Source organism: Halalkalibacter alkalisediminis, assembly GCF_028610705.1.
Lineage (GTDB): Bacteria > Bacillota > Bacilli > Bacillales > Bacillaceae_D > Halalkalibacter > Halalkalibacter alkalisediminis.
The window spans coordinates 398,065-414,013 of record NZ_JAQQWT010000002.1 but is presented as its reverse complement, the minus strand read 5'-3'; the positions used below and the strand labels follow the sequence as shown (position 1 = coordinate 414,013).

Annotated in this window: 16 protein-coding genes and 2 riboswitches; all 16 genes read left to right on the top strand. The window is 39.0% G+C overall.

The features are described from left to right. Nucleotides 1–104 precede the first annotated feature (104 nt). Nucleotides 105–293, bottom strand: a riboswitch (cobalamin riboswitch). Nucleotides 294–511: 218 nt separating this feature from the next. After that, nucleotides 512–696, top strand: a riboswitch (cobalamin riboswitch). Nucleotides 697–873: 177 nt separating this feature from the next. The 16 genes from PQ474_RS04580 (at nt 874) to PQ474_RS04505 (ending at nt 15,881) form a co-directional block, all read left to right on the top strand. Then, entirely contained in the window at nt 874–1,869 is a 996-nt protein-coding gene (locus PQ474_RS04580) for an ABC transporter substrate-binding protein (protein WP_273840848.1), read from the top strand. Then, entirely contained in the window at nt 1,832–2,887 is a 1,056-nt protein-coding gene (locus PQ474_RS04575; protein ID WP_273840847.1) for a FecCD family ABC transporter permease, read from the top strand. The genes PQ474_RS04580 and PQ474_RS04575 overlap by 38 nt, the downstream gene beginning before the upstream one ends. A 21-nt stretch (nt 2,888–2,908) precedes the next feature. Beyond that, nucleotides 2,909–4,375, top strand: coding sequence for a heme ABC transporter ATP-binding protein (locus PQ474_RS04570; RefSeq protein WP_273840846.1), 1,467 nt, complete (start codon nt 2,909–2,911; stop codon nt 4,373–4,375). Then, nucleotides 4,375–5,328 carry an adenosylcobinamide-phosphate synthase CbiB gene (gene cbiB / locus PQ474_RS04565; RefSeq protein ID WP_273840845.1) on the top strand — a complete coding sequence of 318 codons (954 nt, stop codon included), beginning with the start codon at nt 4,375–4,377 and terminating at the stop codon, nt 5,326–5,328. The genes PQ474_RS04570 and cbiB overlap by 1 nt, the downstream gene beginning before the upstream one ends. Continuing rightward, nucleotides 5,315–6,388 (top strand): threonine-phosphate decarboxylase CobD, encoded by a 1,074-nt coding sequence (cobD, locus tag PQ474_RS04560; RefSeq protein WP_273840844.1) that lies wholly within the window; start codon nt 5,315–5,317, stop codon nt 6,386–6,388. The genes cbiB and cobD overlap by 14 nt, the downstream gene beginning before the upstream one ends. Beyond that, nucleotides 6,385–6,978: a bifunctional adenosylcobinamide kinase/adenosylcobinamide-phosphate guanylyltransferase gene (locus PQ474_RS04555; RefSeq protein WP_273840843.1), complete on the top strand. Its 594-nt coding sequence runs from the start codon at nt 6,385–6,387 to the stop codon at nt 6,976–6,978. The genes cobD and PQ474_RS04555 overlap by 4 nt, the downstream gene beginning before the upstream one ends. Continuing rightward, on the top strand, nt 6,963–7,583 hold the full coding sequence (locus PQ474_RS04550) for a nucleotide-binding protein (RefSeq protein WP_273840842.1): 621 nt from the start codon (nt 6,963–6,965) through the stop codon (nt 7,581–7,583). Before PQ474_RS04555 ends, PQ474_RS04550 begins: the two co-directional genes overlap by 16 nt. Next, nucleotides 7,573–8,355: an adenosylcobinamide-GDP ribazoletransferase gene (gene cobS / locus PQ474_RS04545; protein WP_273840841.1), complete on the top strand. Its 783-nt coding sequence runs from the start codon at nt 7,573–7,575 to the stop codon at nt 8,353–8,355. Before PQ474_RS04550 ends, cobS begins: the two co-directional genes overlap by 11 nt. Next, nucleotides 8,325–8,969, top strand: a complete 645-nt coding sequence (locus PQ474_RS04540; protein ID WP_273840840.1) for a histidine phosphatase family protein — start codon at nt 8,325–8,327, stop codon at nt 8,967–8,969. Before cobS ends, PQ474_RS04540 begins: the two co-directional genes overlap by 31 nt. A 56-nt stretch (nt 8,970–9,025) precedes the next feature. Then, nucleotides 9,026–9,328: a bifunctional adenosylcobinamide kinase/adenosylcobinamide-phosphate guanylyltransferase gene (locus PQ474_RS04535; RefSeq protein WP_273840839.1), complete on the top strand. Its 303-nt coding sequence runs from the start codon at nt 9,026–9,028 to the stop codon at nt 9,326–9,328. A gap of 15 nt (nt 9,329–9,343) precedes the next feature. Then, nucleotides 9,344–9,928, top strand: a complete 585-nt coding sequence (locus tag PQ474_RS04530; RefSeq protein WP_273840838.1) for a cob(I)yrinic acid a,c-diamide adenosyltransferase — start codon at nt 9,344–9,346, stop codon at nt 9,926–9,928. A 154-nt stretch (nt 9,929–10,082) separates the two neighbouring features. Then, nucleotides 10,083–10,997, top strand: coding sequence for a VanW family protein (locus PQ474_RS04525; RefSeq protein ID WP_273840837.1), 915 nt, complete (start codon nt 10,083–10,085; stop codon nt 10,995–10,997). 150 nt (nt 10,998–11,147) lie between these two features. Beyond that, on the top strand, nt 11,148–12,641 hold the full coding sequence (locus PQ474_RS04520; RefSeq protein WP_273840836.1) for a spore germination protein: 1,494 nt from the start codon (nt 11,148–11,150) through the stop codon (nt 12,639–12,641). Nucleotides 12,642–12,655: 14 nt separating this feature from the next. After that, nucleotides 12,656–13,768, top strand: coding sequence for a spore germination protein (locus tag PQ474_RS04515; protein ID WP_273840835.1), 1,113 nt, complete (start codon nt 12,656–12,658; stop codon nt 13,766–13,768). Next, nucleotides 13,746–14,852 (top strand): Ger(x)C family spore germination protein, encoded by a 1,107-nt coding sequence (locus tag PQ474_RS04510; protein WP_273840834.1) that lies wholly within the window; start codon nt 13,746–13,748, stop codon nt 14,850–14,852. Before PQ474_RS04515 ends, PQ474_RS04510 begins: the two co-directional genes overlap by 23 nt. A 93-nt stretch (nt 14,853–14,945) precedes the next feature. Then, nucleotides 14,946–15,881 carry a peptidoglycan DD-metalloendopeptidase family protein gene (locus tag PQ474_RS04505; RefSeq protein ID WP_273840833.1) on the top strand — a complete coding sequence of 312 codons (936 nt, stop codon included), beginning with the start codon at nt 14,946–14,948 and terminating at the stop codon, nt 15,879–15,881. Nucleotides 15,882–15,949: the final 68 nt, after the last annotated feature.

The following is a 15,949-nucleotide window of genomic DNA, read 5'->3' as shown; positions in this document are numbered from 1 at the left end:
CTTTGTAATAAAAAAATGGATATAATTACCAGTAGAAAGGTAACTATATCCATAAAAATTCTTGTGATAAAGTTAACACCTCCCTATCTCCCGTAGGTAAAAAAACAGTGTTGTTGAAGCAGGCAGGTCTCCTGGCTCTAGGATCATCATTTCCGTGGGTCTTCCCGGCGATTGCCAGTGACATGTATCACGAAAACTCATCTATTACAGTGGCGGGACCGCTCCGGATTTTCACCGGATTCCCTTTTAAACTTTGAAAGGATATTCAAAGTACCTGTTTCCAACATATGAAATTGGTTTTCACTTTAGCGTACATTGGTTGTTGTTGTCAATCTTTTTTTAATTTTTAAAAAACATTTATATAGATTTTTAATTGGTAAACCTTGTCTGTTCTAGAAAGAATGAAAATTATGGTTCATATAAGTTCAGTGACTTCTAGAATGGTTATCTTTAGTAAAAAATACTGTCAACTTTTCTGTTTTAATGTATACTAAAAGTACTTATCATAATCTCATATGAAACACGTATAGGTCATTTAATGTAAATTAGATGATAATAGGGAAGTTGGTGAAAATCCGACACGGTCCCGCCACTGTAAATGCGAAGCACCTCGGTTACCACTGTCTAAATGGATGGGAAGGTGAAGTGAATCAAGATGCATGAGTCAGGAGACCTGCCTATACGCTGATGTGAAACCTTCGAGGAAAAGGGGAAGCAATAGATGTACATTCGAACTTTTCGAGATGTTTACTCTTTTGTTTTCAAGCTCTTCCTATAGGGAGGGCTTTTTTTAGTGCTTAAAACACTGATGTTACATAGGATCAATCGTTTCAAAGAGAGATAAGAAAACAAGAAAAAAGGGGTAAGAGAGAAATGAAGCAGTTAAAATTAATGTTGATTGCGCTACTGATGGCAATCTTTGTTGCTGGATGTGGACAAGACCAAGCGACAGAGCTAGAACAAGCACCTGAAACGGAAGTTGAAGAAGCAGAACCAACGGATGGAGAAGAGGGAGAGGATGGCTCATATCCTTTAACCATTACCGATGCACTAGGAGATGAAGTAATCATCGAAGCTCAACCTGAGCGCATTGTTTCTTTAATACCAAGTGTAACCGAAACAGTATTTGCTGTTGGAGCAGGAGATGCTGTTGTTGGCCGTACCGACTGGGATAATTATCCTGAGGCCGTACTTGATATCGAAAGTGTTGGAGATATGAATTTTGATGTTGAGAAAGTTTTAGCGCTTTCGCCTGATTTAGTTTTGTCTCACGCTTCGAATGCACATAGTTCAGAAGAAGGATTAAACCAAATTCGTAATGCTGGTATTCCTGTCGTTGTCGTTTATAATGCGACATCGATTAATGAGGTCTTTCATGCCATTGAATTGATTGGTCAAGTAACTGGCCATAAAGCTGAAGCTGATTCAGTTGTTAGTGATATGCAAGAAACATTTGCTGCTATAGAAGCAAAAGCAAGTGAAATTTCAGAAGAAGATCGTAAAAATGTTTGGGTGGAAGTGAGTCCAGCTCCTGAAATTTACACGACAGGTCAAGGAACGTTTCTTGACGAAATGTTAACAATGATTAATGCAGAAAATGCAGCTGGTGAAGAAGAAGGTTGGCCAATGTTTACAGAAGAAGAAGCTGTAGCCTTTAATCCTGATGTGATTTTAATTACATATGGTTATTACGTTGAAGATGCAGCTGAAGGTGTTATGGAACGTGCAGCGTGGAAAGATGTTCCTGCTGTTGCTAATGAAAGAATTTATGAATTGGATTCAGATGAGGTGACTCGTTCTGGTCCACGTTTAGCTAAGGGAGTCGAGCAGATTGCAAAAGCAGTTTATCCAGAGGTATTTGGCGAATAATATTAAAATTGCATATGTGATTGTCACTCTATTTTGTTTTGTTGCTTTAATTACTAGTATCGGTCGGGGAAGCGTTGAGCTTCCCTTTCTGACCGTTCTACAAATATTAGCAACCGAACTGTTTCGTATGCCACTTGATGTGGAACTAGACCCAATGCACATTAATATTGTGATGGAAATTCGTTTTCCACGTGCTGTTCTTGCGATGTTTGTTGGGGCTTGTTTAGCAATGGCTGGAACTGCTTTTCAAGGTTTCTTGAAAAATCCACTTGCTGATCCTTATACGCTGGGAGTTTCTTCTGGTGCTGCGGTCGGGGCAGTTGCCGTTTTGTTTTTCGGGATTAGTCTTCCTATAATTGGGAGGTTTACTCTTCCTTTTGTTAGTATTTTAGCTGGCTTTTTTACCTTATTTTTGGTGATTACATTTGCAAGGGTTGTTCAAAGGTCGATGGCTGCTGAAACGATTATATTAGCTGGAATTATATTCAGTTCCTTTTTAGGGGCCTTTATTTCGCTCATGATTGCTTTGACTGGAGAAGAGCTAAGGCAGATTATCGGTTGGTTAATGGGGAGTGTAGCAATGAGGGGCTGGCCATTTATATGGATGATTGTTCCTTGTTTTGTCATTGGTTTTCTCTTGTTGTTTTTTAACCGCCATGAGTTAAATGCGATGGCTTTTGGTGAGGAAACAGCGAGACAATTAGGGGTGAATATTGCTTTGCGGAAAATATTAATCCTAATAGGTGCGACTACTTTAACAGGTGGTGCAGTTGCTGTTTCAGGAACGGTTGGGTTTGTTGGACTAGTTATTCCTCATTTAACAAGATTGATTTGGGGGTCTGACCATCGTCATCTTTTGCCTTTATCTATGTTTGTCGGTGCAGGATTTTTAGCTCTTACCGACCTTGTTGCGCGGACCATAATTGCCCCAACTGAATTGCCAATAGGTGTCATTACATCAATTATTGGAGCTCCTGTCTTTGCCTTAATTTTATTAAGACAACGTCGACTTAAATAAAAAATGGAAGGAGGCAAAACGTTGATTACATGTCAGAATATAACGATACAATATGGACAAGAAAAAGTTGTCAACAACCTTTCTTTTGAAGTAAATCAAGGTGAGATGTTTGGAATTATCGGTCCCAATGGAAGTGGAAAGACAAGTTTATTAAAAGCGATTGGTGGGGGGATCATCCCAAAAGAAGGAGAGATCATGATCGATCACCGCGACTTAAGTGCGTATCAATCAAAAGAGTTAGCTAGGAAGCTTGCTGTTTTGCCGCAAGAATCGGATACGGCTTTTTCCTACTCGGTTTGGGATGTCGTTGCGTTAGGGAGGTATCCTCATCAAAAAGGTTGGCTTCAAGGGATTTCAAAGCGTGATGAAGACATGATCACACAAGCATTACTTCAAACAGACACGTATCAATTTAGAACGAAGCCATTGCAGCAATTAAGTGGTGGAGAGCGCCAACGTGTTTTATTAGCAAGGGCACTTGCTCAAGAACCGGATATTCTTTTGTTAGATGAACCAACGAATCACCTAGATATTTCTCATCAAATGGGCTTGCTCAATTCGTTAAAACAATGGTCACATGAGCGCAAGCTAACCGTTATTGCCGTTTTACATGATTTGAATATGGCTAGCCTTTATTGTGACCGTGTTCTTTTATTGAATGAAGGATCCTCTGTTGCTTTAGGGACTCCTGTTGATGTAATGGAAGAAAAGCAGCTAGAAGGTGTTTACCAAACATCCCTTCAGCGCAAGGAGCATCCAGCTGTTCCAAGTCCTTTAATTACGTTTACTCCAGAGCGGACTGAAGACTTTGCAGTGATTAAAGATCTAAAGGTTGAACGCCTGCATGAATGGATTAAAATAGAAAGCAGTCAAAAATGGAAGACGCTATCATCTGCTGTAATTGGAGCTGGATTTCGTTGGCATCATCAATTTGTTAACCGTCATGTTGATAAAAATTATAGTGCTGATAATGTTGAAATGGAATATGGGCAGTATCTGAGGGAGAAAGGCCTTGACCCTAACGATACGCTAGGTATGATGACCGCCGCTTTTCTCGAAGATGCTTCTATTCTCATTTCTAAACCGTCTTCTCCTGCTATTTATGTCATGATTAGTGCAGGTGTCTCAAATGCTGTTGATGCGGCAACAGCTCATCAACAAGCCGATTGGATTCCAGTAATGGGAACAATTAACATCTGGGTGTTTATTGAAGGAAATTTACCAGAAGCTGCGTATATTCAAGCGGTGATGACCGTTACAGAAGCAAAGGCAAAAGCACTCCATGATGAACATGTAATAGATTCGGTCAGTGGAACAATCGCAACAGGGACGTCAACAGACAGCGTATTAATTGCTTCAAGCCAATCAGGAGTTCGTTATCCTTATGCGGGCACCATTACACCGCTTGGTAAGGAAATAGCAAGGTTAGTGTACAAAGGTACAAGAGACGCTATTAAACGCAATAAAATACGGAGAGAATCGTTATAATGTCTCATCTAGTTGCGTTATTACTAGCTGTTGTGATAGATAGAATGATTGGTGATCCCCGTTTTATTCCACATCCCGTAGTTGGATTTGGCAAACTCATCTCAATCACAGAACGACTATTGAATAAAGAGAATCATCGAAAAGCAAAAGGGTTGTTCATGGTAGGTGCTCTTGCCATAGCGGTCCTAACTTTAACCATTTTCCTTGTACAAATGGCCTATCAAATCCATCTATATGTCGGAATATTACTAGAAGCATGGTTAATCTCTACAACGATTGCATCAAAAGGATTAAAACAGGCTGCAGATGAAGTAGCTGTTCCACTTAAAAAAGGAGAGTTTGATGAAGCAAGAAAGAAACTTTCCTATATTGTTGGAAGAGATACGGACTCACTGAACGAGGAAGAGATCACACGTGCGACTGTGGAAACGGTCGCTGAGAATACGAGTGATGGAGTGACTGCTCCTTTGTTTTTTGCGTTAATAGGGGGAGCGCCACTTGCGATGTTGTATCGTTTTGTAAATACATGTGATTCAATGGTGGGATATAAGAATGAACGCTATAGTGATTTTGGATGGGCATCAGCTAAATGCGATGATTTACTAAATTGGGTTCCTAGTAGAGTAACAGGCTTTATTATGGTGTTTTGCACAAAACCGAAGCTTAATCGCTCAAAGAGCGAGTGCTGGGCAATTGTTAAAAGAGATGCGAGAAAACACCCGAGTCCAAATAGTGGTTGGGGAGAAGCAGCTGTAGCTGCCCTTCTTGGCATTCAACTTGGAGGAATAAATACATATCAAGGTGTTGTTTCAAATCGAGCTAAAATGGGTGATGATCTTGTGACTCTTAGGTCCCTACATATTGAGGAAACGAACCTCATTATGCTCAGGACAACTTATGTGTTTACACTTATGCTACTTTTAGGGGGAAGTATATTCTATGTTTTTACCTAACCATGGGGCTAATCCTAAACAATTAATAGAGGCTCTTGGGAAACAGATACCAAATGATCTCATCGATTTCAGTGAGAATACAAATCCATATGGCCCACCTTCAGCTGTTATACAATTTCTAAACACAGACTTTACTAAAACGATGACTAATTATCCTGATCCGCATGTGACAGAGTTAACGAGCAAACTAGCACAGTTTACTATGATACCTACAAAAAACATTTTAGTAGGCAATGGAGCAGCTGAGCTGATTTTTCTACTAGCAAATTTCTTTCAAGGAAAGCGAGTGGCGATTGTCGAACCTGCTTTTTCTGAGTACCGAGATGCATGCGAGGCTTTTGAGTGTAACGTGACATCTATCGTGTTATCTTCACCTTGGCATCTCGATGTTAATATGGTTCTTTCTTCCATTTCAGACATCGATGTCCTTTTTTTATGTTCACCGAATAACCCAACTGGCGTCAGCTATCACAAGGAAGAAATCATTCATTTAATAGAAGCGGCGGAAAAACAAGGAGTTTATGTGGTACTAGACGAAGCTTTTTATGATTTTACTGAAGCAGATTGTGGTCTCCATCAGCTAGTAAATCGATTTTCGACTTTAGTAATCATTCGCTCTTTAACGAAGATGTTTGCTATTGCCGGTATTAGGCTTGGCTATCTTTTAGCAAATTCAGACTTAATTACGAAGCTAAGAATACGACAACCTACATGGAGTGTGAATGGAATCGCTCAGCAAGTCGGTCTTTCTTTACTCAAAGAAGATGCATTTGTCGAACAAACGCTATTGAATATTCATCAAGAGCGTAGACGTGTCACAAGCGTGTTAAACGATCTTGATTTTTTTGTTTCGGATTCTGTTGTTAATTTCTATTTACTTGCGGAACGCGATCGAAAAGATTTGATGCCTTTACTTGTTTTTCTTTTAGAAAAAGGAATCATAGCTCGCCATACATACAATTTCAATGGATTAGATGGACGGTATCTACGTTTAGCAGTAAAGACGAGGGAAAATAATGATCAACTGATGGATGCTTTAGCTATGTGGAGGAAAAGATGATTCTTTTTATAACAGGTGGAGTTAGAAGTGGAAAGAGTGAGTATGCAGAAACGCGCGCTCTCAACCTACTTTCTAGGAAAAAACATGACCGACTCTATTATATTGCCACGAGTCATATATATGACCGTGAAATGAAAGCAAGAGTAGAAAAGCATCAACATCAAAGAGCTAAGAGTGGTGCAAATTGGCAAGTTTATGAACAATCAAGAGAGATTGACGAGCTTTTGCCTAAGTTTCAAGAAGGAGATGTCATTCTATTAGACTGTCTTACCACCCTTTTAAGCAATGAATTATTTGTAGGCTGGGAGATAAATCAAGAGAAATGGAAGAGCAACGATTTTATAAGAGAGCTAGAGATGAAAATGAAGCGGTTGTTTACAGAGATGGCTGTTTCTTCATATTCTGTCTTCGTTGTTTCAAATGAGGTATCCTACGATCTACCAGTGAAGGAACTAGGCACAAATGTTTACATGAAACTACTAGGCAGACTCCATCAATTTATTGTTTCCTTAGCTTCTGAAGCTATATTAGTTGAACATGGATTGCCCTGTTTTAAAAAAGGAGGAGAGGGATCATGGTTGGAATCATGATACAAGGAACTTCCTCAGATGTCGGGAAAAGTTTGATATGTACAGCTCTTTGCCGGGCGTTAGTTAATAGAGGAATCAAAGTGGCACCTTTTAAATCTCAAAATATACCCAATAATTCATATATCATAGATGAGGTGGGTTCTGATACAGGAACACCTGGTACGAAAGTAAATGGGTTGGGTCTAATCCCAGTTGAGACTAGGTTTAAAAATGAGAAGTGTACAAGTCAATCTATTGGGGCATTTATTCCTGGTGATTTAACCTCACTTTTACGAGTGAAAGGTTTTGAGATTCATTTAGGTTTAACGAAAAAGCTTGATGAGGCTTCTAGTTCTTTCCTAAAAGTGGGAGAGCGAGAAGCAGGAATCTTTCTTCGTAGTGGTCAAATTATAGGAACTTATTTTCAGCATCTCTTTCATAATGATGAATGGCGTACTTGGTGGTTGAATCGGCTTCGCCTAAAGCGAGGTCTAAAAAAGAAACAAAAAAAATCATTTAGTGAGGTACGTACTCGAGCTTATGATGAGTTAGCTGATTGGTTAGAGCAAGAATTAAACGTTGATGAACTCCTGCAGCGTATGAGGGAGTGGAACAATGAAACATAAGCTGAGAATCTGGGTTGATGGAACGATGCTAGCTTTCCAGCTATTAACAACGGTTCCGATCAGAAAGCAAATTGAGTGGGATGATGAGAGGGCAAAAGCATCTGTTAGTGCGTACCCGTTAGTTGGGCTCATACTTGGCACATTAATGGCTCTACAATGGTTTATTTTCACAGAATACACATCTATTTCTCCATTTGTTTTAGTAGGATGGCTCTTAACTTTCTCGATCTTGTTTTCAGGAGGCTTGCATCTTGATGGCTGGGCTGATTTTCACGATGCTGTCTTTTCAAGAAGAAGTCGTGAGCAGAAATTAGAGATTATGAAGGATCCGAGAGTTGGAACATTTGGTGTGTTAGCCTTGCTGTTTGTGGTAGGATGGCGTTTTATTTTTATGTTAGAAATTGTAAAAGTAGCCACTCCTTCAACTGTTTTGGCTGTAATAGTTATCTACACTCTCGTTAGGCTGATGCTTGGTTGGCAGGTTTTACAAAGTAAGTTTGCAAGAGCAGAAGGAATGGCAGCAGCGCTTCAACCTGCAAAAACTAAAGTTATGGTCATTATTTATTTAATTTGGACAATAGGTTTGGCTCTTCTTTTACTTGTCGTTTCTCCAAGTTTAATCTCGTTACTTTTAGCTGCAGTTTTCTTTTTAGTAATTTGGAAGAAATGGGTCAATGATCAGCTTGCTGGCATTACGGGTGACACCATCGGAGCAGGTGCGGAAGGAGGGGAGACATTCCTATGGGGAATTCTTTGGTTCTTACTCTTATAAGACATGGATTAACATCATTTAATGAAGAGAAGCGGTATTTAGGGTGGCATGATCTCCCTTTATCAGAGCGGGGGAGAATCGAAGTGTTATCTCGAATTCCTTCTATATCCAAGCACAAGACTGAGCTTCTTTTTACAAGTGATTTGCTAAGGAGTCAACAAACGGCCCAACTCTTGTTTCCTAATAACTCTCTCATCCCTTTCTATAAATTAAGAGAGTTTGATTTTGGGGATTGGGAAGGGAAAACGTATGAGCAATTGAAAGGGTTAGAGCATTATCAAAGGTGGCTCGACGATCCTGAAAAGGTGACTCCTCCAAATGGGGAAAGCTTTCAACAATTTCAAACGCGTACAAATGAAGCTTTTTTTGAGATGCTAGACATAATAGAAGAAAAAAAAGTCAAACATGTCACAATCGTTTGTCATGGAGGAGTCGTGAGGCAATGGCTTTCTATGTTCTCACCCATTAAACGAGCTTTTTTTGAATGGGATGTACCGATTAATGCTAGATTTCAATTAAGTGGAAACCTTTTAGATGTAAGGAGGGGATCAACATTCATTTCATTACAGGAGGAGCCTATCATGGCAAAAATAGATGGGCACTTGAGTTTTTAAGTAGTGATGATTCAATCAAATGGTACAATGGTTATAGTGAATCAAACATTGTACCGTTGAATACAAATAATGGTAACGTCATCATTTTTGGATTAGAAGCTTTCATTCGTACGTTTCTTGGGAAGGAAAAGCCTAGGGAGAGCTTTCAAGAGTGGCTCGTAACATGGCTAAAATGGGAACAGATCGATAATGGTTTCAATCTTAGCATAATAGGAACGGACATCGGAAAAGGGATTGTACCAACTGATGAGGGAGCAAGACGTTATCGAGACCTTGTTGGTTGGTGCTTTCAAGACGTAGCTAGACAGGCAAACCGAGTAGATGTCATTTGGTATGGCTTAAATGAGCAGTTAAAATAATAGGAGGTTTCTATAATGAAACTATATACAAGAACTGGCGATGAAGGGAAAACGAGTGTAATAGGAGGAAGACTAGACAAAGACGATATAAGAGTGGTTGCTTACGGGACAACAGATGAATTAAATTCATTCATTGGGATAGCTCTTACTCAATTAGATGAAAATCTGTTCCCTGATATTAGAAACGAGCTAGTCAAAATTCAACATGAATTGTTTGACTGTGGTGGGGATTTAGCGATGGTGAAAGTATCAGAAGTCCACCCTTATAAAGCAAAGCAAGAAATCATCGATTTTCTGGAAGAGCGAATTGACGAATATATTAAGGAAGCACCAGAATTAGAGCGATTTATTTTACCAGGAGGTACTGTGCCTGCTTCAACTCTTCATGTTTGCCGCACCGTGACAAGACGTGCGGAAAGGCATGTCGCAAAACTTCACCGGGAAGCAGATGTATGTAACCCGATTGTTCTAAAGTATGTGAACCGTCTCTCTGATTATTTCTTTGCCATTGCCAGAGTTGTAAATCATCGTCTGCAAGTGAAAGATGTTGAATATGAGCGAAGTGCCATTGTTTTTAGGGACGGAAAAAGAAAGAAATAATAACAATAATGGGTTGACTTTAAAGGTTTGGATCCTCACCTTTAAAGTCAACTTTTTTTGAAATTTAATCATATAAAAAGATGTAATTATATGGTATTTTTAAAAGGCGAATTCATATATTGAAGGGTGTTCATGTTTTAGAGGGGGAAGATTGATGAAAAAAAAGTTGTTAATTGTACCTTTGTTGTTCCTTGCTGGTTGTACGAATTCCGTGTGGGCAGAGGATCCTAAAGTAGTATCGGTTCATTCTTCATATTTTGTAAGTGAGACGAAAGAGAAACCACCTGTTTATTGGCCCGTACAATTAAAAGATGAATGGAACAAAGCAGTTCATACCGTTTCGATGAATGACTATGGATATTTATTTTCCCAACAAGTTGACGAAGAGTCCCTTCGTCAATTAGTTAGTGATTTAGCGAGGCAGATTGATACTCCAATGGAAAATCCTCGTTTAAAGCCAAACGGTGAATTCATTCCTGGAAAAGAGCGAGTGATTTTGTCTGAACAAGAGCTGATGGACCAGTTACTAGAGTTAGAGGTTGGAACGAAGGAATTAGTGCTACCTATTTATGTAACAGAACCTGCTGTCAGCGAGAATGACTTGCAAGGAATTGAAAATAAGAAACTTGCTGAATACACCACATACTTTAATCCTTCTGTAACCGGTCGTGCTAAGAACGTATTGTTATCTTCAGAAGCGATCTCAGGTATCATCCTTGGACCTGGCGACTCGTTTTCCTTTAATCAAACCGTTGGGGAACGGACAAGAGAGCGAGGTTATCAAGAGGCTAAAGAAATCGTCAATAAAGAATTTGTTATGGGGATTGGCGGAGGAATTTGTCAAACGTCGTCTACTTTATTTAATGCGGTTGATCATGCCGGTTTAGAGATGATTGAACGTTATACCCATTCACGTGAGATTGGTTACGTTCCAGAAGGAAGGGATGCAACGGTTTCTTGGGGAGGCCCAGACTTCAAATTTAAAAATTCTAATTCATTTCCTGTTTTAATTCGCTCACATGTTGATTTAAATCGTGGAGAAATTCAAGTTTCTGTCCATACGCACTAATAGCCTTCAGGTATAAGCGAAACTACAATTAAGTAGCCAGTTTATACTTTTTTTTATGTCTTTTAACCAATCTATTCGTTCAACTGCATAATTCTCTTCATTCATTTCATACTAAAATAGACAAAGTTTGGAACGGAAGGGGGAAGAGTGATGCTCGGTAAATGGTTGTATAAGCAATTGAGAGATAGCCGAAAAGAGACCATAAAAGACGTTTTGGATGTGTTTTTGAAATCTAGCGACTTCGTTATCCATCCATTAAAAAAAGAAACAAAGACATTTAACGTTGGTTACTTTCAGACAATGATTGATAGTGATCGTCTAAACCGTGACCTTCTTCCATATGTGACGAGTGCTAAGGAACAGAATCTTAAGGAGATCCTACCTAACATTCCAATTCAAGATAAAGAAATAATTGATACAGCTAAAGATTTAAAAGAAAAAGTGTTGCACGGTTCTATTATCATTTATGAGGGGAATAATCCATCTAAGTGTGCGGTCATCGATGCGGCACTGGATTCAAACCGGGCTGTAGCAAAGCCGGAAACAGAGTTTAGTGTGGCGGGACCGCAAGAATCTTTTATTGAGTCCATTGAAACGAATATTAATCTTATTCGTAAACGTTTGCCGCTTCCTCAGTTACAAATAAATGAATTTAAATTAGGCAAGGTGACTCAAACGCGTGTAGCCGTTCTTTATATAGATGGACTTGTCGATCAAGATAATTTACGTACGATGGAGCAAAGGTTAAAAGATATTGAATTTGATCAAGTCATTGATTCAAGTAGTCTTGCACAGATGATTACAGATAATTCTATGTCCATTTTCCCGCAATTAATTAATACAGAAAGACCAGAACGAGTCGCCGCTGTATTAGCGGAAGGGAAGGTAGCTTTTTTGGCTGATGGCTCTCCTGAAGCGATATTGGGGCCTGCAACATTGGTTGAATTCTTTTCTTCGTTAGAGGATTATTACCTTCCATGGCAAATAGCGACTTCTGTTCGTTTGTTGCGTTTCTTTGCTGTAATGTTTTCTGTTTTATCTACTCCTATCTACGTTGCCGTCCTTACATTTCATTATGAGCTAATACCGAGGGACTTACTTTCAACAATTATTGCATCAAGAAGCAATATTCCATTCCCCCCAATCCTTGAAGCCATCTTTCTTGAATTAACCATTGAATTGTTAAGGGAAGCCGGAGCGCGTTTACCTACAAAAGTAGGTCAAACCATTGGTATTGTTGGAGGAATTGTAATTGGACAAGCATCAGTTGAGGCTGGTCTTACAAGTAATATTTTATTGATTATTGTTGCCTTAGCCGCTTTAGCTTCATTTACCACACCTGTTTATCAAATGGGCAACACGATCCGTCTGATCAGATTCCCTTTTATTTTAACTGCTGCTTTTCTAGGTGGTATCGGGGTAGCTTTTTGTGTATTGTATACAGTCGTTCATTTACTTAACTTAACATCGTTAGGAAGACCGTACTTAGAACCTTTATTTCCACCAAGGTTTAGAGACTGGCGTGACGCATTCGTCAGGCTCCCCTTTAATTGGATGTCGTCACGGCCTGTTTATTTAAGACCTAATGATAAAGGGCGCTTTAATTTTTCGAGGGCACAGAAGAAAAAAGATATTGACGAATAAAGGAGGTGTAAGGAATGGATAAGCCTATCAAAGAACAATATTTAGTGTCCGGTTTTCTAACCTTCTTTCTCATTCATGGAATGCAAGTGGGGGTTGGTGTACTTGGTTTCCAACGAACAGTTGTCAAGTCAGCTGGTTACGATGGGTGGATCTCTGTTTTAATCGCAGGTGCAGTTGTTCACCTAATCATTGCCTGTATGTATATTTTATTAAAACGTGCAGATGGTGATCTAATCACGATACATCGACAGATCTTTGGAAAGTGGGTAGGGAATGCTCTGAGCCTACTAGTTTGTTTTTATTTCGTCGCTTTGGCAACAACTGTCCTTAGAGCTTATATAGAAATTGTTCAGGTGTGGATGTTTCCTGATTTACCGACATGGTCAATAGCAATCGTTGCTGGATTTTTTTTCTATTATGTTGTAACTGGAGGTTTTCGAACGGTAGTTGGCTTAATGTTTCTTGGAGTAGTTATACCTATTGTGATATCACCTATACTCTTGTTACCTCTGGAATTTGCCAATTTTATTAATATGTTACCCATTTTAAAACATTCATTGAAAGAGCTGGCATTAGGAGCGAAGGACACGTCACTTAGCTACTTAGGGTTTGAGTTGCTATTGCTTTATTATCCATTTTTGAAGAAACGAGAGTTGAGTCAAAAGTGGGCTCAATTTGGAGCTGCTGCTACGAACATTTCCTATACGGCTCTTATGTTTGTTAGCCTAGCGTTTTATAGTGAAGAACAACTAAATAAAACAATATGGGCGACTTTAACGTTATTTAAAGTCGTTCAATTGCCTTTTTTGGAACGTTTTGAATACGTAGGTATATCCTTATGGATGTTTTTTATTGCACCGAATATTGCGTTAGCATTATGGGGGGCGAGCCGTTGTGCGAAAAGAGCTTTCTCAGTGAATCAGCGTCTTGCATTAGGTGTTGCAATTGTGATTATGGTCACAATCGTCATGCTACTTCCTACGAGGCAAGAAGTGAGTGTATTTAGTGAATGGATTGGTGAAATCGGTTTTTATATGGTTTTTGTTTATATTCCATTACTTGTCATTCTTCAAGCAATTACCTTAAAAGTAAGGAGGAGAAATCATGAACATGCGACTAACCTCTAGTTTCGTTGCTCTTTTGTCTGCTTTGCTGCTAACTGGTTGCTTAGACACAAATATTGTAGACGAAGTGTCTATGGTTCGAGCGGCATCCTTTGATTTAACAGAAGATAACCAAATTAAATTAACAGCAAACTTTCCAACTTTTCCTGAGGATGGAGCAGAAAACAAATTAGAAGATAGTTTGATTTCAGCAACTGGTGAAACGACAAAAGGGGCAAGGATTATTTTAAGCAAACGTAGTCAAAAACCAATTGTTTTCGGGCAACTTCGCGTGTTATTGTTCAGCGAGCAATTAGCGGAGCAAGGTATAGAAACGTACATAGATGCTATGTATAGGGATCCTTCAGTGGGAAATCGGATTTTCCTTGCGATTGCTGAAGGAGATGACGCTAGTGCCCATTTACAACCGGGTGAAAGTGGTGAATTAGCAGGAGTTTATTTACCTGATTTAATTGAACACAACATGGATTTAAGCATCTTACCATCTACCAATATGCATCAATTTTTGTTTAGTCTTTATAATGATGGAAGAGATCCACATTTACCATTTCTAAGACAATCAGAAGAAGGCTCTACTATATGGGGGACTGCTTTATTTTTAGGTGAAAAATTACATTCGAAACTGGACCATGATGACTCGTTTATTTTAAAAGTTGTGAAAGAACCTATTAGGCAAGCTACGAAACAGTTCGAAATATTAAATGGAGAAAATGCTAATTTTGTCGTGATAGAAAATATTAATAGTGAGGCAAAAAGAAGAGTGGATAAAGCCGGTGATAGACCTAAATTTCATTTTAACATTAAAATGGATGGAGCAATTGATGACTATGATGGAGAAGAAAATTTAGAAGAGGGTGAGATTATTGATGAAATTGAATCTTCCATTGAAGAGCAATTAGCTAACCGTGCTGAAGAACTATTAATACAATTTCGAGATAATGGTATAGATCCTGTTGGAATTGGAGAAACCTTTCGTAGCACGACTAGAAATTGGGAACCTGAAAAATGGAAGAATGAGATATACCCAACGGTTGAATTTAATGTGACGGTTCAATTGGACATCATACAGTCGGGGGCAGTTGAGTAAAAGTTATTGGAATAATTTGAGGGAATCCTCCATAGGATAACATGTGTAACAAATGGAAAAGTGAATAGGTTTCCTAAATATGAGGAGGATATAATGGTTGACTTTATAAAACGAATTTGTATTGCTCTTGCTTTAGCAACATTTATTGGATTGCTTTTCATTAGTACGACGACGACATTTGCCGAAACGAGAACGGAGGTGCCAGAGGAGCTCTTTGAAGCCCTTATCTGGCCAACGTTTGGTGAGATTACCGATATATATGGGACAAGGGGGGGCAAGCACTATGGAATTGACGTAGCTGCTCCAGAAGGCACTCCTGTTGTTTCGATAGCACCAGGTAAAGTTAGTCGATCGTATTATTCAGATACATATGGGAATGTCGTCTTTATTGAGCACGATAATGGTCTAGAGACCGTATATGCGCATCTTCATGTAAGAAAAGTGGAAGAAGGACAAGCTATTGAAGAAGGGAAGAAGATTGGGACCGTTGGCAATACAGGTCGATCTTCTGGGAATCACCTTCACTTTGAAGTGCATAAAGGAAATTGGAACATGGAGAAATCAGAATCCATTGATCCTTTTCTTGTGTTATCCAAGGAACCTGAATTTATGTATGCAGCCTTGGGTCAAGACTCTCCTTATGGACAAGATTGGAAGCAAAGAGAAATTGCCTCTGTTATGAGTCCGAAGTTACTAGAAGATGCAATGCATACAGCAGAAGAAGTATTTGAACCAAACACTGAACTGGTCCAAGTAGAAGTTCAAGAGGGAGATACTCTTTGGAGTATTTCAAACACCTTTGCGGTTACGGTTGATCAGGTAAAAGAATGGAATGCTTTAGAAGATGATATCATTCAAGTAAATGAAGTCTTAACGATAGAGCAGTCTGAGAACGTACATGTTATTGAGCAAGGAGAAACCCTATCATCTATAGCAGACCAGTATGAAGTGACAATTGATAGCTTGATTGCTCAAAATAATTTGAGTTCTGAAGATATTTTTCCGGGACAAACGATCGTCGTTAATTAAGAAGGTAACCCTCTGTGAAAATCTTGTCGAATATGGTAAAATTAAGTCAAGATAAGTGGGTAAGGATG